Source organism: Bacillus sp. KICET-3 (assembly GCF_033261025.1).
Classification (GTDB): domain Bacteria; phylum Bacillota; class Bacilli; order Bacillales; family Bacillaceae; genus Bacillus; species Bacillus sonorensis.
In genome coordinates this window covers 3,867,071-3,889,993 of record NZ_CP137345.1, presented here as the reverse complement: position 1 = coordinate 3,889,993, position 22,923 = coordinate 3,867,071, and the positions used below count along the sequence as shown (strand labels likewise).

At 46.1% G+C, this 22,923-nt stretch carries 23 protein-coding genes and 1 pseudogene; 20 read left to right on the top strand and 4 right to left on the bottom strand.

Annotated elements, in window-relative coordinates; all coding sequences use genetic code 11:
- Nucleotides 1-48 precede the first annotated feature (48 nt).
- The 9 genes and pseudogenes from R5H20_RS19960 to R5H20_RS19920 form a co-directional block, all read left to right on the top strand.
- Nucleotides 49-246 (top strand): annotated as a pseudogene (locus tag R5H20_RS19960) (arabinose-proton symporter); the annotation flags it as partial.
- A gap of 248 nt (nucleotides 247-494) precedes the next feature.
- A complete protein-coding gene (locus R5H20_RS19955; protein ID WP_006639140.1) occupies nucleotides 495-1,535 on the top strand; it encodes a sugar-binding transcriptional regulator in 1,041 nt (346 codons plus the stop codon).
- A 33-nt stretch (nucleotides 1,536-1,568) separates the two neighbouring features.
- Nucleotides 1,569-2,576, top strand: coding sequence for a type I glyceraldehyde-3-phosphate dehydrogenase (gap, locus tag R5H20_RS19950; protein WP_006639139.1), 1,008 nt, complete (start codon nucleotides 1,569-1,571; stop codon nucleotides 2,574-2,576).
- A gap of 190 nt (nucleotides 2,577-2,766) precedes the next feature.
- The gene (locus tag R5H20_RS19945; RefSeq protein WP_006639138.1) at nucleotides 2,767-3,951 is read left to right on the top strand and encodes a phosphoglycerate kinase; all 1,185 of its coding nucleotides are present in this window, start codon (nucleotides 2,767-2,769) and stop codon (nucleotides 3,949-3,951) included.
- A gap of 30 nt (nucleotides 3,952-3,981) precedes the next feature.
- Nucleotides 3,982-4,743, top strand: coding sequence for a triose-phosphate isomerase (tpiA, locus tag R5H20_RS19940; RefSeq protein WP_006639137.1), 762 nt, complete (start codon nucleotides 3,982-3,984; stop codon nucleotides 4,741-4,743).
- Nucleotides 4,736-6,271 carry a 2,3-bisphosphoglycerate-independent phosphoglycerate mutase gene (gene gpmI / locus R5H20_RS19935; RefSeq protein WP_155011478.1) on the top strand — a complete coding sequence of 512 codons (1,536 nt, stop codon included), beginning with the start codon at nucleotides 4,736-4,738 and terminating at the stop codon, nucleotides 6,269-6,271. The genes tpiA and gpmI overlap by 8 nt, the downstream gene beginning before the upstream one ends.
- A gap of 22 nt (nucleotides 6,272-6,293) precedes the next feature.
- Nucleotides 6,294-7,586 (top strand): phosphopyruvate hydratase, encoded by a 1,293-nt coding sequence (gene eno / locus R5H20_RS19930; RefSeq protein ID WP_006639135.1) that lies wholly within the window; start codon nucleotides 6,294-6,296, stop codon nucleotides 7,584-7,586.
- Nucleotides 7,587-8,160: 574 nt separating this feature from the next.
- Entirely contained in the window at nucleotides 8,161-9,111 is a 951-nt protein-coding gene (locus tag R5H20_RS19925; RefSeq protein ID WP_029419544.1) for an ABC transporter substrate-binding protein, read from the top strand.
- 126 nt (nucleotides 9,112-9,237) lie between these two features.
- Nucleotides 9,238-11,031 (top strand): zinc ribbon domain-containing protein, encoded by a 1,794-nt coding sequence (locus R5H20_RS19920; RefSeq protein ID WP_006639133.1) that lies wholly within the window; start codon nucleotides 9,238-9,240, stop codon nucleotides 11,029-11,031.
- 41 nt (nucleotides 11,032-11,072) lie between these two features.
- Here the strand turns inward: R5H20_RS19920 and R5H20_RS19915 are convergent, their stop codons facing one another.
- Nucleotides 11,073-11,879, bottom strand: coding sequence for a DUF6574 domain-containing protein (locus tag R5H20_RS19915; protein WP_006639132.1), 807 nt, complete (start codon nucleotides 11,877-11,879; stop codon nucleotides 11,073-11,075).
- A 166-nt stretch (nucleotides 11,880-12,045) separates the two neighbouring features.
- On the opposite strand from R5H20_RS19915, the gene R5H20_RS19910 reads away from it, so the two are divergent.
- Complete coding sequence (locus tag R5H20_RS19910) at nucleotides 12,046-12,678, top strand: NAAT family transporter (protein ID WP_006639131.1); 633 nt, start codon at nucleotides 12,046-12,048, stop codon at nucleotides 12,676-12,678.
- Between the two features lie 68 nt (nucleotides 12,679-12,746).
- Here R5H20_RS19910 and R5H20_RS19905 read toward each other — a convergent pair whose 3' ends face one another.
- Entirely contained in the window at nucleotides 12,747-13,283 is a 537-nt protein-coding gene (locus R5H20_RS19905) for a GbsR/MarR family transcriptional regulator (protein WP_006639130.1), read from the bottom strand.
- A gap of 259 nt (nucleotides 13,284-13,542) precedes the next feature.
- On the opposite strand from R5H20_RS19905, the gene R5H20_RS19900 reads away from it, so the two are divergent.
- Genes R5H20_RS19900 through R5H20_RS19885 form a run of 4 tightly spaced genes read left to right on the top strand, consistent with a single transcriptional unit; the run spans nucleotide 13,543 to nucleotide 16,982 of the window.
- On the top strand, nucleotides 13,543-14,685 hold the full coding sequence (locus tag R5H20_RS19900) for a betaine/proline/choline family ABC transporter ATP-binding protein (protein WP_006639129.1): 1,143 nt from the start codon (nucleotides 13,543-13,545) through the stop codon (nucleotides 14,683-14,685).
- A gap of 16 nt (nucleotides 14,686-14,701) precedes the next feature.
- Nucleotides 14,702-15,355 (top strand): ABC transporter permease, encoded by a 654-nt coding sequence (locus tag R5H20_RS19895; protein ID WP_006639128.1) that lies wholly within the window; start codon nucleotides 14,702-14,704, stop codon nucleotides 15,353-15,355.
- A 13-nt stretch (nucleotides 15,356-15,368) separates the two neighbouring features.
- Nucleotides 15,369-16,286, top strand: coding sequence for an osmoprotectant ABC transporter substrate-binding lipoprotein OpuCC (opuCC, locus tag R5H20_RS19890; protein WP_006639127.1), 918 nt, complete (start codon nucleotides 15,369-15,371; stop codon nucleotides 16,284-16,286).
- 18 nt (nucleotides 16,287-16,304) lie between these two features.
- Nucleotides 16,305-16,982: an ABC transporter permease gene (locus R5H20_RS19885; protein WP_006639126.1), complete on the top strand. Its 678-nt coding sequence runs from the start codon at nucleotides 16,305-16,307 to the stop codon at nucleotides 16,980-16,982.
- A 43-nt stretch (nucleotides 16,983-17,025) separates the two neighbouring features.
- On the opposite strand, the gene R5H20_RS19880 is transcribed toward R5H20_RS19885, so the two are convergent.
- Entirely contained in the window at nucleotides 17,026-17,424 is a 399-nt protein-coding gene (locus tag R5H20_RS19880; protein ID WP_029419541.1) for a helix-turn-helix domain-containing protein, read from the bottom strand.
- 152 nt (nucleotides 17,425-17,576) lie between these two features.
- On the bottom strand, nucleotides 17,577-17,981 hold the full coding sequence (locus R5H20_RS19875) for a helix-turn-helix domain-containing protein (RefSeq protein WP_006639124.1): 405 nt from the start codon (nucleotides 17,979-17,981) through the stop codon (nucleotides 17,577-17,579).
- A gap of 155 nt (nucleotides 17,982-18,136) precedes the next feature.
- On the opposite strand from R5H20_RS19875, the gene R5H20_RS19870 reads away from it, so the two are divergent.
- The 6 genes from R5H20_RS19870 to smpB all read left to right on the top strand — a co-directional run bounded on the left by R5H20_RS19870 (nucleotide 18,137) and on the right by smpB (nucleotide 22,842).
- Nucleotides 18,137-18,367 (top strand): helix-turn-helix domain-containing protein, encoded by a 231-nt coding sequence (locus tag R5H20_RS19870; RefSeq protein ID WP_006639123.1) that lies wholly within the window; start codon nucleotides 18,137-18,139, stop codon nucleotides 18,365-18,367.
- A gap of 29 nt (nucleotides 18,368-18,396) precedes the next feature.
- A complete protein-coding gene (locus R5H20_RS19865; protein ID WP_006639122.1) occupies nucleotides 18,397-18,681 on the top strand; it encodes an AbrB/MazE/SpoVT family DNA-binding domain-containing protein in 285 nt (94 codons plus the stop codon).
- A 159-nt stretch (nucleotides 18,682-18,840) separates the two neighbouring features.
- Nucleotides 18,841-19,071: a preprotein translocase subunit SecG gene (gene secG / locus R5H20_RS19860; RefSeq protein ID WP_006639121.1), complete on the top strand. Its 231-nt coding sequence runs from the start codon at nucleotides 18,841-18,843 to the stop codon at nucleotides 19,069-19,071.
- A 130-nt stretch (nucleotides 19,072-19,201) separates the two neighbouring features.
- Nucleotides 19,202-19,948 (top strand): alpha/beta hydrolase, encoded by a 747-nt coding sequence (locus tag R5H20_RS19855; RefSeq protein WP_006639120.1) that lies wholly within the window; start codon nucleotides 19,202-19,204, stop codon nucleotides 19,946-19,948.
- Between the two features lie 13 nt (nucleotides 19,949-19,961).
- Nucleotides 19,962-22,256: a ribonuclease R gene (gene rnr, locus R5H20_RS19850; protein ID WP_006639119.1), complete on the top strand. Its 2,295-nt coding sequence runs from the start codon at nucleotides 19,962-19,964 to the stop codon at nucleotides 22,254-22,256.
- A gap of 112 nt (nucleotides 22,257-22,368) precedes the next feature.
- Nucleotides 22,369-22,842 carry an SsrA-binding protein gene (gene smpB, locus R5H20_RS19845; RefSeq protein WP_006639118.1) on the top strand — a complete coding sequence of 158 codons (474 nt, stop codon included), beginning with the start codon at nucleotides 22,369-22,371 and terminating at the stop codon, nucleotides 22,840-22,842.
- The last annotated feature ends 81 nt before the right edge of the window (nucleotides 22,843-22,923 follow it).

Here is a 22,923-nt window from a genome sequence, read left to right as displayed (position 1 = left end):
AAATATTGACAGAAAATACAATTATTAAAATCTCGAGAGGACGGACGAATGAAGAATAACCCAGCTCAGTTAGAACCAAATGTAGCAGTTGCCAGACGCCATTCAATGGGATTTGTGATTTTGATTTCATGCGCGGCAGGGCTCGGCGGCCTATTGTACGGCTGCGATACGGCAGTCATATTCGGCGCAATCGGTTTTCTGAAAAATCTGTATCGACTGAGTCCATTTATGGAAGGGCTTTTTCTAATGGTTCACCTTTTGGCGAGATTTGTATATGATAGATATTAATAGGAAACAATCATAAGGATCGAACAGAATGTGTCAAAACGGTTCGAATATTGTCGAGGAATTGGTTCCTAAACAGTTGAATAAACATTTTAACCCTGTTACAATATTAGATGAAAGCAGGAGTAATTTTTTTTGGCTGAGGTGGGACGTTTTCAGTCATAGCGGGACATTATTTGTCCAGGACGAGATGAAAGGAACGTTTTGGCATGAATCAATTAATACAGGCTCAAAAAAAATTATTGCCGGATCTTCTCGATGTCATGCAAAAAAGGTATGAAATTTTGCAGTACATAAGGCTGACTGAACCGATCGGCAGAAGAAGCCTTGCCGCGAGTCTCGGATTAAGCGAACGCATTTTAAGGGCGGAGGTTCAGTTTTTAAAAGAGCAAAATCTTCTGGAGATCAAGACGACCGGCATGACATTGACATCTGAAGGATCTGACCTGCTGAAAATTCTCGAAGATACGATGAAGGACGTTTTAGGTTTAACCCATTTGGAAAATACATTAAAAGAGCGGTTGAATCTTGAACAGGTCATCATTGTGTCCGGAGACAGCGATCATTCCCCATGGGTCAAAAAAGAAATGGGGAGAGCGGCCGTCGCATGCATGAAAAGCAGGTTTCAAGGGGAAAATATCGTCGCCGTAACCGGAGGTACGACCCTCGAAGCCGTGGCTGAAATGATGACGCCCGACTCGAAAAATCGCAAACTGCTTTTTGTGCCCGCAAGAGGCGGACTCGGCGAAAACGTCAGGAACCAGGCGAATACGATTTGTGCCCATATGGCTGAAAAAGCTTCCGGTACATACAGATTGTTATTCGTGCCGGGTCAGTTAAGCAAAGAAGCCTATTCTTCTATTATCGAAGAGCCTTCCATAAAGGAAGTGCTGCAGACGATTCAATCATCGAGTATGGTCATTCACGGTATCGGAGATGCTAAAACAATGGCTGAACGAAGAAACACACCAGAGAAAGATTTGAAGAAGATAGAAGAAAATGAAGCTGTAGCAGAGGCGTTCGGCTATTATTTCGACCGCCATGGAGAAGTTATTCACAAGGTGCACAGCGTAGGCATACAGCTTGAGGACCTTGAATCGATTCCGAACATCATTGCGGTGGCGGGAGGCTCATCAAAGGCTGAAGCCATTGAGGCGTATTTTAAAAAGCCGCGCAATACGGTTCTGATTACTGATGAAGGAGCCGCAAAACAGTTATTAAGGGAAGTTTCTTCCCTCAATATAAATTAAATATCTCTTATTTACTTAAAGGAGGAAATCATCATGGCAGTAAAAGTCGGTATTAATGGTTTTGGTCGTATTGGACGCGTAGTATTCCGTGCAGCGTTAAATAATCCTGAAGTTGAGGTTGTGGCAGTTAACGATTTGACAGACGCTAACATGCTTGCTCACCTATTACAATATGATTCAGTACACGGCAAACTAGACGCAGAAGTTTCTGTTGACGGAAACAACCTTGTTGTCAACGGTCATACAATCAAAGTGACAGCTGAACGCGATCCTGCTAAATTAAACTGGGGAGAACAAGGCGTTGAAATCGTTGTTGAATCAACCGGCTTCTTCACAAAACGCGCAGATGCGGCTAAACACTTGGAAGCTGGCGCGAAAAAAGTTATCATCTCAGCTCCTGCAAGTGAAGAAGATATCACAATCGTTATGGGTGTTAACGAAGATAAATATGATGCGGCTAACCACCATGTCATCTCTAACGCATCTTGTACAACAAACTGCCTTGCACCGTTTGCAAAAGTGCTTAACGACAAATTCGGCATCAAACGCGGTATGATGACAACTGTTCACTCTTACACAAACGATCAGCAAATCCTTGATCTTCCGCACAAAGACTACCGTCGTGCGCGTGCGGCAGCAGAAAGCATCATTCCGACAACAACTGGTGCAGCGAAAGCCGTTTCCCTTGTACTGCCTGAACTGAAAGGCAAACTGAACGGCGGAGCAATGCGTGTTCCGACACCAAACGTATCACTAGTTGACCTTGTTGCTGAACTTGATAAAGAAGTAACAGTAGAAGAAGTAAACGCAGCGCTTAAAGAAGCAGCAGAAGGCGAACTGAACGGCGTTCTTGGCTACAGCGAAGAGCCGCTTGTTTCTAGAGACTACAACGGAAACACAAACTCTTCTACAATCGATGCCCTTTCTACAATGGTTATGGAAGGCAACATGGTGAAAGTCATTTCTTGGTATGACAACGAAAGCGGATATTCTAACCGCGTTGTAGATCTTGCAGCTTACATCGCAAAACAAGGTCTTTAATTCGGAAGGTTTCAAAAAAGAATCAGACTTGGTTCTTTAAGAGAGAAGCGCTATAATGAAAGCGGACAAGGGAAGGGGACACACTCCCTTTCCCTTTTTCCATATGCGGCGCCCTGCAGTTGAACTGCCGCGCTTGGGGATTTCCGTTTTCAGGCTTGCAAATCAATTAAAGGAGGATCTCCTAGAAGCCATGAACAAAAAATCAGTAAAAGACATTGATGTAAAAGGCCGTGTTGTTTTTTGCCGCGTTGATTTCAACGTTCCGATGAAAGACGGAAAAGTTACGGATGATACAAGAATCCGCGCTGCACTTCCGACGATCCAATACTTGACAGAGCAAGGAGCGAAAGTTCTTCTTGCAAGCCACCTTGGACGTCCAAAAGGACAAGTTTCTGAAGAGCTTCGTTTAACTCCAGTGGCTGCGCGCCTCGGAGAGCTGCTTGGCAAAGAAGTGAAAAAAGCGGATGAAGCATATGGCGACGCCGTTAAAGCGCAAATTTCCGAAATGAAAGACGGAGACATTCTTGTTTTGGAAAATGTACGCTTCTACCCAGGCGAAGAAAAAAATGATCCTGAGCTTGCAAAAGCGTTTGCCGACCTTGCGGATGTATATGTCAATGACGCATTCGGAGCGGCTCACCGCGCTCATGCTTCAACTGCAGGCATCGCCGAACACCTTCCGGCTGTCGCAGGCTTCCTGATGGAAAAAGAGCTTGAAGTGCTCGGCAAAGCCCTTTCCAATCCTGAACGTCCGTTTACAGCGATTATCGGCGGAGCGAAAGTAAAAGACAAAATCGGCGTGATCGAAAGTCTTCTTGAGAAAGTCGACAATCTGATCATCGGCGGAGGTCTTGCTTATACGTTTGTCAAAGCGCTCGGCTATGAAGTCGGAAAGTCTCTTCTTGAAGAAGACAAAATTGAACTGGCCAAGTCTTTCATGGACCGCGCCAAAGAAAAAGGCGTGAATTTCTACATGCCTACAGATGTGCTTGTGGCCGATGACTTCTCTAATGACGCCAATAAGAAAATCGTTCCGGTGAGCGAAATCCCAAGCGACTGGGAAGCGCTTGACATCGGTACGGAAACACAAAAAACGTATGCCGACGTCATTAAAAACAGCAAGCTTGTCGTTTGGAACGGACCAATGGGTGTCTTCGAACTCGACGCGTTCGCTAAAGGAACAAAAGCTGTCGCTGAAGCCTTAGCAGAGGCAAAAGATACATACTCTGTCATCGGCGGCGGAGACTCTGCGGCTGCTGTTGAAAAGTTCGGCCTGGCCGACAAAATGAGCCATATTTCAACAGGCGGCGGAGCTTCTCTTGAATTCATGGAAGGCAAAGTACTTCCTGGCGTAAAAGCATTGAACGATAAGTAAGCACTATACACAGCATAAGGAGTGGAGCACATGAGAAAACCAATTATTGCCGGTAACTGGAAGATGAACAAAGTGCTTTCAGAAGCTGTAAGCTTCGTTGAAGAAGTGAAATCTTCCATTCCAGCAGCAGATAAAGCAGAAGCTGTTGTCTGCGCGCCAGCGCTGTTCCTTGAAAAGCTGACTTCAGCTGTCAAAGGCACTGATCTTAAAGTCGGCGCGCAAAACATGCACTTCGAAGAAAGCGGCGCTTTCACTGGAGAAATCAGCCCTGCCGCTCTGAAAGATCTAGGGGTTGAATATTGCGTGATTGGCCACTCTGAGCGCCGCGAAATGTTTGCCGAAACGGACGAGACCGTAAACAAAAAAGCGCATGCCGCTTTCAAATACGGGATTGTGCCGATCATCTGCGTAGGTGAAACGCTTGAAGAACGTGAAGCAAACAAAACAAATGAGCTTGTAGCCGATCAGGTGAAAAAAGCTCTTGCAGGCCTGACAGCAGAGCAAGTATCTGCTTCTGTCATCGCCTATGAGCCAATCTGGGCGATCGGAACAGGCAAATCTTCAACAGCTCAAGATGCAAATGAAGTGTGCGCACACATCCGCCAAACTGTCTCCGCTGAATTCGGACAAGCGGCTGCGGACAGCATCCGCATCCAGTACGGCGGCAGCGTAAAACCTGCGAACATTAAAGAATACATGGCTGAGTCTGATATCGACGGCGCCCTCGTAGGCGGCGCAAGCCTTGAGCCACAGTCTTTCGTACAATTATTGGAGGCAGGTCAATATGAGTAAAAAGTTAGCCGCACTCATCATTTTAGATGGGTTTGGACTAAGAGACGAAACAGTCGGTAACGCAGTAGCCCAAGCGAACAAACCGAATTTTGACCGCTATTGGAACAAGTATCCGCATCAGACGCTGACGGCTTCAGGCGAGGCAGTCGGACTTCCCGAAGGACAGATGGGAAACTCTGAAGTCGGACACTTGAATATCGGCGCCGGACGGATCGTCTATCAAAGCTTGACTCGCGTCAATGTTGCGATTCGCGAAGGCGAATTTGAACGCAATGAAACATTTCTTGACGCGATGAAGCATGTGAAAGAAAAAGGCACTAACCTTCACCTGTTCGGACTGCTGTCTGACGGCGGGGTTCACAGCCATATCAATCATTTATACGCGCTATTGAAGCTCGCGAAAAAAGAGGGCGTTCAAAACGTCTATATTCACGGCTTCCTTGACGGACGCGATGTAGGTCCGCAAACGGCCGAGAAGTATCTCAAAGAGCTTGAAGAACAAATCGCGGAAATCGGAGTCGGTGAAATCGCAACATTGTCCGGCCGCTACTACTCAATGGACCGCGACAAACGCTGGGACCGCGTCGAAAAAGCGTATCGCGCCATGGTATACGGCGAAGGCCCTGCCTACAAAAATCCGTTTGATGTCGTGAAGGATTCCTATGAAAAAGGAATTTATGATGAATTTGTCATCCCTTCCGTCATCACAAAGGAAAATGGCGAGCCTGTTGCGACCATTAAAGACAATGACGCAGTGATTTTCTATAATTTCAGACCTGACCGTGCGATCCAAATTTCCAACACGTTCACAAATGACGATTTCCGCGACTTTGATCGCGGAGACAAGCATCCGAAAAACCTTCATTTCGTCTGCTTGACTCATTTCAGTGAAACGGTTGACGGATACGTGGCATTCAAACCGATCAATCTCGACAATACGGTCGGTGAAGTTTTATCCCAAAAAGGACTGAAACAGCTCCGTATTGCCGAAACTGAAAAATATCCGCACGTCACATTCTTTATGAGCGGCGGACGTGAAGAGAAATTCCCTGGCGAAGAACGGATTCTCATCAATTCGCCGAAAGTCGCGACATATGACTTGAAACCTGAAATGAGCGCTTATGAAGTGAAAGATGCTCTCCTCAAAGAAATCGAGGCTGACAAGCATAACGCGATCATCCTCAATTTCGCCAACCCGGATATGGTTGGACATTCAGGGAAAGTCGAGCCGACGATCAAAGCAATTGAAGCGGTTGATGAATGTCTTGGTGAAATCGTTGACGCGATTCTTGCAAAAGGCGGGCATGCGATCATTACGGCGGACCACGGCAACGCGGACGTGCTGATTACCGAAGAAGGCAAACCGCACACCGCCCATACGACAAATCCGGTTCCTGTGATCGTCACAAAAGAAGGCGTGACACTCCGGGAAGGCGGAATTCTCGGCGATCTTGCACCAACCCTTCTGGACTTGCTTGATGTCGAACTGCCGAAAGAAATGAAAGGAACGTCGTTAATTCAAAAATAAGATTTAAAGGAGAGAAACAAACATGCCATACATTGTTGATGTTTATGCACGTGAAGTATTAGACTCCCGCGGTAATCCGACGGTTGAAGTTGAAGTATATACAGAATCAGGAGCTTTTGGACGCGCACTTGTCCCAAGCGGCGCTTCCACTGGTGAATATGAAGCTGTCGAGCTTCGTGACGGCGACAAAGACCGCTACCTTGGAAAAGGCGTTTTAACTGCGGTAAACAACGTAAATGAAATCATTGCTCCGGAGCTTCTCGGCTTCGATGTGACAGAACAAGTGGCGATTGACAAATTGCTGATTGAACTTGACGGAACTGAAAACAAAGGCAAGCTTGGCGCAAACGCGATCCTTGGCGTATCAATGGCCGTTGCCCGCGCTGCCGCTGATTTCTTGCAAATTCCTCTATATCAATACCTTGGAGGATTCAACTCTAAAACGCTTCCTGTACCGATGATGAACATCGTAAACGGCGGGGAGCATGCAGACAACAACGTTGACATTCAAGAATTCATGATCATGCCTGTCGGTGCGGAAAACTTCCGCGAAGCGCTTCGCATGGGAGCTCAAATTTTCCACAGCCTGAAATCAGTCCTGAAAGAAAAAGGCCTGAACACTGCTGTTGGTGATGAAGGCGGATTTGCTCCAAACCTTGGATCAAACGAAGAAGCATTGCAAACGATCGTTGAAGCGATCGAAAAAGCCGGCTTTAAACCTGGCGAACAAGTAAAACTTGCAATGGATGCTGCATCTTCTGAGTTCTATAACAAAGAAGACGGCAAATACCATCTTGCAGGCGAAGGCGTCGTCAAAACGTCTGCTGAAATGGTTGACTGGTATGAAGAGCTTGTTTCTAAATACCCAATCATCTCTATCGAAGACGGACTTGACGAAAACGACTGGGAAGGCCACAAGCTTCTTACTGAGCGCCTTGGCAAAAAAGTTCAGCTTGTCGGTGACGACCTCTTCGTTACAAACACGAAAAAACTTGCTGAAGGCATCAAAAACGGCGTAGGCAACTCCATCCTGATCAAAGTTAACCAAATCGGTACATTGACTGAAACATTCGATGCGATCGAAATGGCAAAACGCGCAGGCTACACTGCTGTTATCTCTCACCGCTCCGGTGAAACAGAAGACAGCACAATCGCTGACATCGCCGTTGCAACAAACGCAGGACAAATCAAAACCGGTGCTCCGTCCCGTACGGACCGTGTTGCGAAATACAACCAGCTTCTTCGCATCGAAGATCAATTGGCTGAAACTGCGCAGTACCACGGGATTCAGTCTTTCTACAACTTAAGCAAGTAAGCATAAAAAGAGCTTGGCCGCATGACGCGGCCAAGCTTTGTTTGTTGTTCGATGGTTTTAGCAAATAGGCGGGGAGGAATCCGGTAAGGCCAATTACAATTATGATGAAGCCTATAATAGATAATATCGCTATCATCATTGAGGAGAGAAAATCATGAAGGCTATATGCTGTGCTGGATAACATTATTCCCAATCCTAAGCTAATCAGAATTACTTTTTTATTTTTAAAAAGTAAATGTTCTGATTTCCTGAACTTGTTATAAATCAAAGGAAGACCAACATAGCACCCGATCATAAGTGCAAATAGCATTGCTAACATAAATTGCGGTAAAGTTGAAAAATCATTTGTTCCAATTATTTCACCAAATGAAACCGACCAACTGCTTAAGATAACAAATCCGAAAAGGTACAAAACCGACAGCACCAGTTTGAACATTTGCAAAGCCCCCAATCTTTCTTTCTTACCATCAAATATGAAAGGTCTGCAGGATTTCATATTGACAATTCACATACACATTATATAATCTAATTGATAATGAAAATCATTTGAAAAAGGGGATACTTACATATGCCGATGAAACGAATAAAATGGGTTGCGCTTTTTGCGGCGCTTTTCCTGATCCTTTCGGCCTGCGGGAATCAGAAATCTGCAGGTTCGAATAAAGGCTCGGAAAAAACAAAAAGCTCATACGAGGTAAAGCATGCAATGGGAACGGCGACCATTAAAGGAACGCCGAAAAGGGTTGTCGTGTTAACGAATGAAGCGACAGAGGCCGTGCTTGCCCTCGGTGTCAAACCCGTCGGAGCCGTTCAGTCATGGCTCGGTGATCCGTGGTATAAGCATATCAAATCGAAAATGGACGGCGTTGAAAACGTCGGTACGGAAGTGCAGCCGAATATCGAAAAGATCGCCAGCCTAAAGCCTGATTTGATTATCGGGAACAAAGTGCGCCAGGAAGAAGTGTACGATAAATTAAGCGCCATCGCGCCGACCGTCTTTGCCGAAACGCTGTCAGCGGATTGGAAGGGCAACTTTAAGCTGGCGGCTGAAGCGCTGAATCAAAAAGAAAAAGGCGATCAAGTCATCGCCGATTTTGATAAGCGGGTTGCAGATCTTCGCAAAAAGCTCGGCGACAAGGTGAAGCAAAAAGTCTCACTCGTCCGCTTTACAGATGCCGATGCCCGCATTTATCATAAAGCCTCATTTGCCGGAACGATTCTTGACCAGCTCGGCTTTGCAAGGCCAAAAGGACAGGAAGCCAACGATTTGGGGCAACTGAAGGTGACAAAAGAACAAATTCCCGATATGGATGGGGACGTGCTCTTCTATTACACGTATGAGACTGGAGATGACAAAGCAAGCGCGATCGAGAAAGACTACGTCAATGATCAGCTTTTCAAAAACTTGAGCGTTTATAAAAAAGGAAACGTCCATAAAGTAGACGACGCCGTCTGGAATACGGCAGGGGGCGTTCTTGCCGCGAATCTGATGCTGGATGATATTGAAAAGTACTTTCTGAAGTGATCGTGCACCGCCAACCAAACGGATGATTTACCATTCGTTTGGTTTTTTTATTTATGAAACACTCCTCCTTTTCGTGAATATAGTATAAAATAACTATTATAGAAACAGAATAATAGGAGGAAAGACATGAATTTTTGTAAAGAATGCGGGCGCGAGCTGTCAGAGCAAGCGCAATTTTGCAAACATTGCGGGACTCCTGTGAATGGCGGACAAGCAGCCGCGGAAGAACCCGTCAATCAAGATCCGGTACATAAACGAAAAATCTCAAAGAAAAGCGTGATCATCTGGGCAGCGATTGCCGCGGGCTGCGTCCTCCTGTTTGCGGGCTATAAGACCGGAGAAGCACTAACCTCAAAGGAAAAATTGATCGGCGACTTTGAAAGCGCGCTTAAGCAAAACGATGAAAAGAAAGTCGCCTCACTGCTTCATTCATCAGACGTAGACTTGACGATTACGAAACAGAACGTCAAACCGCTGATGACGTATTTAGACGAGCACCCCGATGAGAAAAAAGACCTGATCAGCTCTTTGAAGGATCAGAGCGGGGACGGGCTTGTTTCCATCGAAAAAGCGGGAAAACAATTTTTGATTTATGACCGCTATGTGCTGAATGTGGAACCGGTCTATTTGACGGTTAAGACAAGCGAGAAAGGCGCCGGCCTTTACATAAACGACAAAAAGGTGCTGACAACGGAAAAGGAAAACTTCGAGAAAAAATTCGGCCCGTTCGTTCCCGGTTCGTACGATGTGGAAGCAAAGCTGAACTCCGATATCGGCGAACTGAAAAAATCAAAGCATATCAATGCGCTGGACGAGGACGCAAGCGCTGATGCGTCCCTTGATGCGCAAAAAGCGAAGCTCGTCTTTGACGACGGTTATGATAAGCTGAAAGGAACGTTATGGATCAACGGTCAAAAAGTAAAGATCAATCCTTTTCAAGGAACGTCCTTCGGTCCCGTACTGACAGACGGTTCAATGTCTGCTGCCGTTGAGGCCGAATTTCCCTGGGGGAAACTCAAAAGCGAAAAAACGCCGATTGACAGCACAGAAATACATGTCAACCTTGCTTCAGATCAAAAATTCATGAACGAGATGATGCAAAGGATCGCAAAGCATACGAAGGAAGAGGCAAAAGCTTTTGCAAGCGGAAACGCCGGAGAAATGACCGCTGCCGCCCCGGCTTATAAAAGCGATGTAAAAGATATGATTGAAGGCTTTAAAAGCAGTAATACCTATTTTAAAGACGCTTATTTATCGACCGAATTTGACTTGGATTCCTTCCATCTGTATAACGAAGACGGCAAATGGAAAACGGATGTCAATGGAATTGAAAAGCACAAATCGGCCTACTATGACGATTACAGCACGCCTGATTTGGAAGAAAACAAAAATGGATATACGTATACGCTGGTCTACTCTGATAACCAAAAGAAATGGCTTGTCGAAAAAAAGGACCCTGCAGGCTTGGCGTCCTTTAAAAACAAAAAAGAAATCAGAAATGACAAGCCGGAGGAATATACATCAGCATGGGCGTCATCAAAAGGGTCATCCAAAAACGCTTCAGCAGGCGAAGAACTGACAGATCATAAAGTCTATTCAGCAGTTGAAGACTATTTATACAATCTTCAAGATGCGATTAATCTAAATGATTTTGAACTCGTCGCCGACAGCCTGAAAAAAGGAAGTTCGCTTTATGCTGATCAAAAAGAGCTGGTCGCAAAGTTAAACCGCAGCAATATCGAAGAGGAAGTCGCCGATTTCAGCATCGAGAGCTGGGATCAAAACGGTTCAGACGCTACCATCAAAACAATTGAGAAGATCAATGTGATCAAAAACGGCAAAGAGCAGCTGAAAACGTATCATTGGACATATCATGCCGTTGTCGAAGACGGAAAGGTGCTCCTGACATCAATTGAATAGCAAAAAGGCTTTTTTCCACCTGGAAAAAAGCCTTTTTTTACTTAAAATATCCGGCCCAAAATCGAGCCGCCGAGCTTGCCCAAGTATTCAAAAAACAGGTCTCCCATCACCCGGACGGAAATAAATGTCATCAAATAAACAAGCAGTGTCGCGTACACGATGTCAACAGCGCCCTTTGCCCGCTCATGGTAGCTGTAAAGTACGGCCGGCGGGATTAAAAAGACGATGGCGCAAAGTCCGAATAATAAAACATGCATAAACAATGATGTCTGCATCAGCGATAAAAGCAAAGCAACAAGGATAATGACCGTAAAAGGAATCAGCACCGTCCCAAAACGGCCCATGACTTCTTTAAATGAAGCCTGAACCCTTTGAATTCTCACGCCGGCGTATGTAAAAACAAATAATAAGAAAATATAAATAGCAAAGGTAAATGCCGGCTTCAGCACGATATCAAAGAACGACGGCATAGCATAGGAGCGGCTGAATATTCCCGAATAGTGCCCCAGAGAATCAAAAAATCCTTTCAGGCCGAAATAAAAGATCGACGGAACGGCAAGGGCAAATACCGCCATCGTTATGATGCTGTGCAGAAAATGCTGTTCTCCCGCGCTTTTCATCTCTGTGTACGGGTTTTTCAGCACCCTTATGCAGAACGAAAAGTACATGGACGAAGCCTTTTTCGTCGCTTCCACATACTTTTGAGCCTGCAATCTGTCAGCGGCATTCTGAACGCTTTCATCAGCTGCGGCATGATGGACGTTTTCGCTGTCCGCGCTCAGATTGGCACCGCAGTTTTCGCAAAATTTTCCGCCATCTGTTTGACGGCCGCATTTCGAACATGTCATAAAAGTAGATTCTCCTTCTTGAAATAGTTATTTTGTCCTATCTGAGAACTCATTATAAATGAAAATACAGTTGAATGTAATCACTTTATGAAAGTTTAATAAAGCGTCTCCCGAGGTAATAAATCGAATATCCGCTGATGTTTTATATCCAGAAAGGAGAGAACTTATGGTTTCTTTTATCATTCATGTTTTTGTTTCTTTGTTCGCCGTCACAAATCCAATCGGCAATGTTCCGCTCTTTTTGGCCCTGACTGAGGGCTATCAAGCGGAAGAGCGCACCGCTTTGGCGAGAAAGGCTGCCATTTTGTCATTTCTTATTTTAATTGCGTTTCTCATCTTCGGTGAATTCATCTTCAGGCTGTTTGCTATTAACATCCATGCGCTCAGGATCGCAGGCGGGATCTTTATTTTCGGAATCGCCTACAATCTGCTGAATGCCAAGCAATCGCACGTTCAGTCGCTCCATCATAACGAACACCGGGAAAGCAAAGAAAAGGAGGATATTTCCGTGACGCCGCTCAGCATTCCGATTATTTCCGGTCCGGGAACGATCGCCACTGTGATGAGCCTTTCAGCGGGGAGCCGCGGCCTGGTTCAGTTTGGCGGAATGATCATCGGGATTGCCGCTGTGCTGTTATTGACATTTGCGGCCTTCCATTATTCAACACTGATCACCAAAAGGCTTGGCCAGACGGAGATGAACGTCATCACCCGGTTGATGGGTTTGATTTTGGCGGTAGTAGCGGTCGGCATGATCGGAACGGGGCTGAAAGGAATGTTTCCGATTTTGGCGGGATAAAAAGCCGCGCGTTGAATTAAGCTGTGCGGCGCCGCCAAATGAAAAAGCTGCACGGTCTGCAGCTTTTTTTAAGGCTTTGGCACATATTTGAATATGTCATCGCTTTCAAGAAACTCAATCAGGCTGTCGAGCCATTGATAGTAATCAAGCCATTTTTTTGTTTCTTCCAGCAGGTCGTTGATCTTTTCTTCGGCTTCAGGCGAAAGGTTGTCCTCTTCCAGCGCCTCCAAAAGCTCATTTCTAATCTTTTTTCCGATCATCCGGTTTTTTTTGACGACTTTGCTCCAATTGGCGGTAAACAATGAAATAAACGTCTGGTAATAATCCTGTTCGACATCGTACAAGTCTTTGCGGACGCCTTTTTCAAAGACTTTTTCCGCTATATTTAAGTCGAGCATTTCACGCACGACCTGGCTCATTCTTGTTTTGCTCATACCCGTTTCTTCGGACAGCTCATTTAAGGTCAGCGGTTTTCTGTTCATGTAGATAATACCCAGCACGCGGCCGACAGTTGATGATATACCGTACGTATTCATATTTTCAGCGATTTTTTCGATAAAGTGTTCTTCCGCTTGTTTAATCGTTTGTAAAGCCTTTTCTTCCAAAGTATATCATCCCTTCCGACAGCCGATTTTACTGTCAACAATATACCATAAATTTGTTATCTGTTGAAAACGATAAAACGGGAGAAAATAAAAGGAAACGGTTGTTATTTTAAGCATAAACGATCTCATAAAGAGTAAACATATTTTTTTATGTCTTATTCAAATCATTTGAACATATTGTAAACTTTTTATTTTACAAAGTTTATCCTATAATAAATGAGATGTTGGATTTTTCAAAAAATTATTCGGAGGTGTGCTGATGCTGAAGTTAGACAATGTATCAAAGGTTTATAAAGGCGGCAAAAAGGCCGTCAGCAATATCAACCTTGATATAGAAAAAGGTGAATTTATCGTCTTTATCGGGCCCAGCGGATGCGGGAAGACGACGACGATGAAAATGATCAACCGGCTGATTGAGCCGACTTCAGGAAGCATTTACATCAATGGAGAAAACATCTTGGATCAGGACCCCGTAGAGCTTCGCCGAAAAATCGGCTATGTCATTCAGCAAATCGGGCTGTTTCCCCATATGACGATCCAGCAAAATATCGCTCTTGTGCCAAAGCTGTTAAAATGGCCGGAAGAAAAAAGAAAAGAACGGGCAGAAGAATTGCTTCAGCTCGTCGATATGGGCCCGGAGTATTTGAACCGATACCCGCACGAATTAAGCGGCGGACAGCAGCAGAGAATCGGGGTGCTGAGGGCGCTTGCGGCCGAGCCGCCGTTGATTTTAATGGATGAGCCGTTCGGGGCTCTGGACCCGATCACCCGTGACTCGCTTCAGGAAGAGTTTAAAAAATTGCAGAAATCATTAAACAAAACGATCGTATTCGTCACTCATGATATGGATGAAGCGATTAAACTCGCCGACCGGATCGTGATTCTGCGAGCGGGTGAAATCGTTCAGGTCGGAACGCCTGATGAGATTTTGCGCAATCCCGCGGATGAATTTGTCGAGGAATTTATCGGAAAGGACCGCCTTCTACAGTCACGGCCCGATATTGAGCGCGTCGAGCAGGTCATGAACCTGAATCCGGTCACCATCACAAGTGAAAAAACCTTGTCTGAAGCCATCCAGATGATGAGGCGCCACCGTGTCGACTCACTGCTTGTCGTTGATGAAAAACATGTTTTACAAGGCTATATCGATGTCGAAATCATTGACCAAAACCGGAAAAAGGCCGTCACGGTAGGCGAAGTCCTCAATACAGACGTCTATACCGTTCAGCAAGACGCGCTGATCCGCGATACCGTCCGAAAGATTCTGAAAAGGGGCTTTAAATACGTACCTGTTCTCAATGAAAATAAGCGCCTTGTCGGCATTGTTACAAGGGCGAGCCTCGTTGATATCGTCTATGACTCCATTTGGGGCGAAGAAGAGGAACATGCCGTCATCAATTAAGTGAGGAGGTGGAATGATGGATCAGGTGATTGATTTTTTGCAGAAAAACGGCGGGGAGATGCTTTATAAAACATGGGAGCACTTATATATTTCCCTTTTAGCAGTGCTGCTCGGCATCATTGTGGCCGTTCCGCTCGGTGTCCTGCTGACGAGAATGAAAAAGGGGGCAGGTGTCGTGCTCGGCGTCGTTAATATCGTACAGACTTTGCCGAGTTTGGCGATCTTAGCGTTTTTTATTCCTCTTCTCGGAGTGGGAAAGATTCCGGCGATTGTTGCGTTATTTTTCTATTCAGTCCTACCGATTCTAAGGAATACCTACACCGGTGTAAAAGGTGTCAATCGGAATTTGCTGGAGTCTGGAAAGGGAATCGGTATGACTGCATGGGAACAAATCCGCCTTGTCGAACTGCCTCTGTCGGTTCCGGTGATCATGGCGGGAATCCGTACGTCGACCGTCTATTTGATCGGCTGGGCGACACTCGCTTCATTTATCGGCGGGGGCGGTCTTGGCGACTATATTTTTATCGGACTCAACCTTTACCAGCCTGAATATATTATCGCCGGAGCCGTTCCGGTCACCATTTTGGCCGTGCTGATCGATTACATCCTCCTGAAAACCGAAAGCAAAGTCACGCCTGAAGGATTGAAAGGGATGAAGGAAGTTTCATAAGGAGTTGGCTGATATGCAGAAGACAACATTAAGATTGCTTGGAGCCATTATGCTGGTGTTTGCGCTTTTCAGCAGCGGCTGTGCGCTTCCCGGACTTGGCGGGGCATCTGATCAAACGATTAAAATCGGCGCGCAAAACCTGACGGAATCCGAAATTCTCGCCAATATGATCTCACTGCTGATCGAACATGATACAGACTTAAATACCGTACTGGTGAAAAACCTCGGCTCAAACTATGTGCAGCACCAGGCGATGCTTGGCGGGGACATCGACATTTCCGCCACGCGCTATTCGGGAACAGACCTGACGAGCACACTCGGCCTCGAAGCGGAAAAAGACCCGCAAAAAGCGCTCAACATCGTCCAGAAAGAATTTAAAAAGAGGTTTGATTATAAATGGTTTGATTCCTATGGATTCGATAATACGTATGCTTTTACGGTCAAGCAGGAACTGGCGGAAAAAGGGAACTACCAAACCATTTCTGATTTGAAAAAAGACGCGAAAACGCTGAAGCTTGGCGTTGACAATGCCTGGCTGAAAAGAAAAGGCGACGGATATCAGGGATTTAAACAGACTTACGGTTTGGAATTTGGTTCAACCTTTCCGATGCAGATCGGGCTCGTCTATGATGCCGTCAAAAACGGCAAGATGGATATCGTCCTCGCTTATTCGACAGACGGCCGGATCAAAGCCTACAACTTAAAAATATTAAAGGATGACAAGCGATTCTTCCCTCCGTACGACTGTTCCCCTGTCGTACCGGAGAAAGTGCTGAAGGAGCATCCTGAACTTGAAGGCGTCATCAATAAATTGATCGGAAAGATTGACACCGGGACGATGCAGGAGCTGAATTACGAGGTTGATGGAAAATTGAAAGAACCATCTGTTGTCGCAGAGGAATTTTTGAAGAAACATAATTATTTTCAGTGAACAGGAGGGAGCAGGAACATGGACGTTCTTCAACAGCTTTGGACGTATTACGCGCAAAACGGAGGCTACGTTCTCCAGGAATTTTTCCGCCACTTTTTAATGTCTGCCTACGGCGTCTTATTCGCAGCAATCGCCGGCGTTCCGGCCGGGATTTTGATCGCGAGATACCGAAAAATAAGCGGCTGGGTCTTTTCGGTCACGAACGTGATTCAAACGATTCCGGCCCTCGCGATGCTGGCCGTGCTCATGCTTGTCATGGGACTCGGCGCCAACACGGTCATCCTTTCCCTGTTTTTGTACTCGCTCCTGCCGATCATCAGAAATACGTATACGGGAATCGTCAGCATTGAGCAAGCCTACCTGGAATCAGGGAAGGCGATGGGGATGACGAAGCTTCAAGTGCTGAGGATGGTGGAGCTTCCCCTTGCATTGTCCGTCATCATGGCAGGTCTGAGAACCGCCTTGGTGATCGCGATCGGCATCACCGCCATCGGTACGTTTGTCGGCGCCGGCGGCCTCGGCGACATTATCGTCAGAGGGTCAAACGCCACAAACGGAACAGCGATCATCCTCGCCGGCGCAATCCCGACAGCGCTGATGGCCGTCATCGCCGACCTTTTGATGGGCTGGCTGGAGCGCGTCTTGAGCCCGGTTAAAAACAGCAAAGGGCGTACGCCCGATGCGAATGCTGTATAAGCTGAAAAAAAGCCGAATTTCTTCAAAAAAGAAATTCGGCTTTTTAAGGTTTCCGCTTTTGTGCTTCATTGACCAAAAAATGAAAATACTGTTCCAAATTCAGAATATCCTCGCGGGAAAGCAAGTCCCACTTTTCAGTCTCAAACAGCCACAAATCCTTTATATCCCGCTCTGCCGCTACATCATAAATGGTGCGGTATTCAGGCGGCTGTTCGCGGATTTCGCCCGCGGTCATGTAGCCGGCAATGTCCATTAACTGTTCATACGGAATTTTCAGGGCATCCGCCAATTTTTTGATCGTCGCCGGCTTCGGGACTCCACGGTGCCCGTTTTCAATCCGGGAGATCGCCGCAGCGCTGACTCCGGCATACATCGCAAGCTGATTGACCGATAATTTTCTTTGTTCCCGCAGCTTTTTCAGCTGCTCTCCAAACGTTGTCACCGCCATCACCTCGGGAATCTCATGATATGTAACATTTTAATGCAATTATTGACTAAAGGAAACAGTTCAGAGGAAAAAATATTGACAAAAGTTAACGGCAGGGATAAAATAACAGAAGGAAATGCCGGAGGGCGAAAAATATCAGCGGAGGATCAGGATATGCCGTTCCGGCCGCTTGCTTCCTTGACGAGAAAGTTAAAATATTTATCAAGGTTCTCTATGTCCTTCTTTGAAAGGAGCTTCCATTTTTCGCTGTCGAACAGGGACAGATCTTCCAAGCCATGCCGGGAAACGATATCATAGATGGAATCATAGCCGCTTCTCGATTCCTGCACCGTGGTGGCGCTGATATAGCCCGCTGATGCCATCAATTCCTCATAGGGAATTTTCAGGGCGTTCGCAAGCTTCCGGATCGTCGCCGGTTTGGGAACCCCGCGCTTCCCGTTTTCGATTCTCGAAATGCCGGCAGAGCTGACGCCGGAATACATCGCAAGCTGGTTGACCGTCAGTTTTTTCCGCTCCCTTAATTGCCTTAAATGATCTCCAAAGTGTGTCATGGCAAAAACCTCACAATCTCTTATTATCAAATATTTTAGTATGAATATTGACTATAGGAAACATCTGGATGATAAAAGTATTGACAAAAGTTAACAAAGCGTTTATGGTTGATATAGATAAAAAGAAATATAAGAGTGGGTTAGGGGGAGATAAAATGGTAAAAAAGATTCATATCAGAAGAGATTTCGTCCTTCAATATATGATTGAGCATAATCTCTCTTTAAATCAGCTTGCCATCGAAATCGGCGTATCCCCGGCAACACTGAGCAGAGTTTTAAATGGAGAAAGGAGGCCGGGGCAGCTTGTCATCGGCAAGATGATTCAGTACTTCAATAAAAAGTTCGAGGATCTCTTTTACTACAAAGATGTTGACAAAAGTCAATAAGAAGGAGGAAAAAGGAGGCTTTTCAGACAATGAAGAATACCGGAATTGTAAGAAGAATCGATGAGCTTGGCCGGGTGGTCCTGCCGGTGGAACTGAGAAGGGTGCTGAATATCAAGGAAAAAGATCCGCTTGAAATTTACAGCGACGGCGACAATATCATTCTTGCCAAATATGCAGCAAACATGGCCTGTCTGATGACCGGTGAAATCACGACACAGAACAAAACGTACGCAGGCGGCAAAATCATCCTCAGCCCGCGCGGCGCCGAAATGCTTTTGGAAGATTTGCTGGAGGCCTTGTCCAACAGGAAATAATGTTTACATATAGTGAAGCGGTGTTCTCCCGCTTCTTTTTTGTATACGGCATTCTGCGCTGGAAAAAATAAAAAAGAACAGCAGAACAGCTCGTGACATGCGCTTGCTTTTCATGTAAAATAAAACTATTGTCAGCCAGTTTGTCTGGAGGTGTAGGGAATGGCCACATTTTTAACTGTATTATTAGTGATTGTCAGTATCGCACTCATCGTTGTCGTTTTACTGCAATCCGGTAAAAGCGCCGGATTATCAGGTGCAATTTCCGGGGGAGCCGAGCAGCTTTTTGGAAAGCAGAAAGCGAGAGGGCTTGATTTAATTCTTCACCGCATCACGGTAGTATTGACCGTGCTTTTCTTTTTCCTAACGATTGCACTTGCTTACTTTGTATAAGGCAATGAAGCATGAGGTCTGATATAGAAGTCAGGCCTTTTTCATATTCACCGGATTTTGCTATGCCGGTATGAAAGTTTGTTTCATGATCAAACGTGGAAGAATAGAATTGAAAAGGAGACTGCTAATCATGAAAATCGTCAAACCACAACCTTTCACATTTAAAGGCGGAAATAAAGCCGTCCTTCTTTTGCACGGATTTACCGGGAACACGGCGGATGTGCGGATGCTCGGAAGGTATTTGAATGAAAGGGGCTATACATGTCATGCGCCTCAATATAAAGGACACGGCGTGCCGCCGGAAGAGCTTCTTCACACAGGGCCGGAAGACTGGTGGAAAGACGTCATGGACGGCTATGACTATTTAAAATCAGAAGGCTATGAACAAATTGCGGCTTGCGGACTGTCGCTCGGGGGAGTTTTTTCCCTGAAATTGGGTTACACTGTACCCGTGAAGGGAATTGTTCCAATGTGCGCCCCGATGTACATCAAAAGCGAAGAGACGATGTATCAAGGTGTGCTTGATTACGCCCGGAATTATAAAAAGTTTGAAGGGAAATCCTCGGAACAGATTGACGCGGAGATGGAAGATTTCAAAAAAACGCCGATGAACACGTTAAAAGCTTTGCAAGAGCTGATCGCAGACGTCAGAGAGCATGTGGACATGATTTACTCGCCGACGTTTGTGGTGCAGGCCCGCCATGATCATATGATTAATACAGACAGCGCGAACATCATCTACAATGAAGTCGAAACAGATGATAAGCACATTAAATGGTATGAAGAATCAGGACATGCCATTACGTTGGATAAAGAGCGGGAGACGTTGCATGAGGATGTGCACCGGTTTTTAGAAACGCTGGATTGGCAGACATAAGGAGGTCTGATTAGTGGAAAAAGAAGAATTTATGGATAAGCTTCTTGCCTTTATGAAGGAAGAAGCGTATAAACCTCTGACAGTTCAGGAACTGGAGGAGATGCTTGAGATCACAGATGCAGATGAATATAAAGAGCTTGTCAAGGCTTTGGTGAGTCTTGAGGAAAAAGGGCTCGTCGTCAGAACGAGAAGCAACCGGTACGGATTGCCGGAAAAAATGAATTTAATCAAAGGGAAGATTTCGGCGCACGCAAAAGGCTTTGCGTTTCTTCTTCCTGAAGATTCCTCTCTTGATGATATCTTCATTCCGCCGTCCGAGCTGAATACGGCAATGAACGGGGACACGGTGCTCGTCCGTCTGAGCACGCAGACCGGCGGCACAAAAAAAGAAGGAACGGTCATCAGGATCATCGAACGGAATGTCGAGAAAATCGTCGGAACGTATACTGAGACGAAAAGCTTCGGCTTTGTCATTCCGGACGACAAGAAAATCACGAATGACATCTTTATCCCGAAACACGCCAAAAACGGGGCTGTCGAGGGCCATAAAGTCGTCGTCCGCCTGACAAGCTATCCTGAAGGACGGATGAGTGCGGAAGGAGAGGTCATCGAGATTCTCGGCCACAAAAACGACCCGGGCATCGACATCCTTTCGATCATTCACAAGCACGGACTGCCGGGAGAATTTCCCGCCGAAGCGATGGAGCAGGCCAACGCCACTCCGGAAACCATCGATGAGCAGGATCTCAGCGGCAGACGGGATTTGCGCGATCAAACGATTGTGACGATCGATGGCGCGGATGCGAAAGATTTGGATGATGCCGTCACCGTCACAAAGCTGAAAAACGGCCACTATAAACTCGGCGTCCACATTGCCGACGTCAGCCACTATGTAACAGAAGGCTCACCGATCGATAAAGAGGCGTATGAACGGGGAACGAGCGTTTATTTGGTGGACCGGGTGATTCCGATGATTCCCCACAGGCTGTCCAACGGAATCTGTTCTTTGAACCCGAAGGTCGACCGGCTGACCATGTCCTGTGAAATGACCATCAATAGACAGGGACAGGTTATCGAGCATGAGATTTTTCAAAGCGTCATCAAAACGACTGAGCGGATGACATATTCGGATGTCAACAAAATCCTCGTCGATGATGATGAAGAGTTGAAAGAGAAGTATGAAGCGCTAGTGCCGATGTTTCAAGATATGGAAGAGCTTGCGGCCATCTTGCGGGAAAAGCGGATGGAGCGCGGAGCGGTCGATTTTGATTTTAAGGAAGCGAAAGTGCTTGTCGATGAAGAAGGAGCGGCCAAAGACATCGTGCTGAGGGAGCGTTCGACAGCGGAAAAGCTGATTGAAGAATTCATGCTTGTCGCCAACGAAACGGTTGCCGAGCATTTCCATTGGATGGATGTTCCGTTTATTTACCGGATCCACGAAGACCCGGACCAGGAAAAACTGCAGAAATTTTTGGAGTTTGTCACGACATTCGGCTATGTCGTCAAAGGAGCGGCCGGAAGCATCCACCCGAAGGCGCTGCAAAAAGTGTTGGATGATGTCAGGGACACCCCTGAAGAAGCCGTGATTTCAACGGTGATGCTCAGATCGATGAAACAGGCGAAATACGACCCGCAAAGTTTGGGCCATTTCGGTTTGTCGACTGAATTTTACACGCATTTCACATCGCCGATCCGCCGCTATCCGGATTTAATCGTCCACAGGCTGATCAGGACGTATTTGATTCAGGGAAAAACGGATGAAGTGACGAAAGGGAAATGGGCCGGGCTGTTGCCGGAAATCGCGGAGCACACTTCCAATATGGAGCGCAATGCCGTAGACGCCGAACGGGAAACGGATGACCTGAAAAAAGCGGAATATATGATGGATAAGATCGGTGAAGAATTTGACGGCGTCATCAGCTCGGTGACGAACTTCGGGATGTTCGTTGAACTGCCGAATACGATTGAAGGGCTCGTGCATGTCAGCTTCATGACCGATGATTTTTACCGCTTTGATGAACAGCATTATGCCATGATCGGCGAAAGAACGGGCAATATCTACAGGATCGGCGACGAAATCACGGTCCGCGTCGTTGACGTCAATAAAGATGAACGAAACATCGATTTTGAAATTGTCGGCATGAAAGGTTCGCGCCGCAGGGAAAAACCGAATGCCAATAACAAGAAGAAGAAAGCGTCATCTGAAGAAAAAGGCGATTGGTTCACACGTCCGAAAAAGAAAAAAGTGAAGAAAAAACGCGGTTTTCAAAACGCACCAAAGCAAAAAAGAAAGAAAAAGAAGAAATAAGCGGCATGCTTCAACTAAAAGGCGGCGAATTGTAAGACAGGCGCTGATTTGATAGAATAAAACGTATTCGCTGCCTTTTGGAAAGCAAGAGCAAGCGGGAGGAGGTTGCCGTATGCCAAAGGGAGAAGGGAAGGTCGTTTCCCAAAACAAAAAAGCAAACCACGACTATTTTATAGAAGAAACATATGAAACAGGAATTGTTCTGCAAGGAACCGAGATTAAATCCATCCGCGCCGGACGGGTGAACTTAAAGGACTCATTCGCCAAAATCGAGAGGGGAGAAGTATTCCTGCACAATATGCACATCAGTCCGTACGAGCAGGGAAACCGGTATAACCACGATCCGCTGCGGACAAGAAAGCTTTTGATGCACCGCAAGCAGATCAACAAGCTGATCGGCTTGACGAAAGAGCAGGGATATTCGCTTGTACCGCTCAAGCTGTATTTGAAAAACGGCTTTGCCAAAGTGCTTCTCGGCCTTGGAAAAGGGAAAAAGAGATATGACAAGCGCGAAGATTTGAAGCGGAAAGACGCGAAGCGCGAAATTGAAAGAGCATTCCGCGACAGGCAAAAAGGCTTGATCTAAAGCCAGAACTCATGTTATCCTATATGAACGTGATCACAGACATTACCATTTGGAATTGACGCGTGATCTTGTTATAATAGT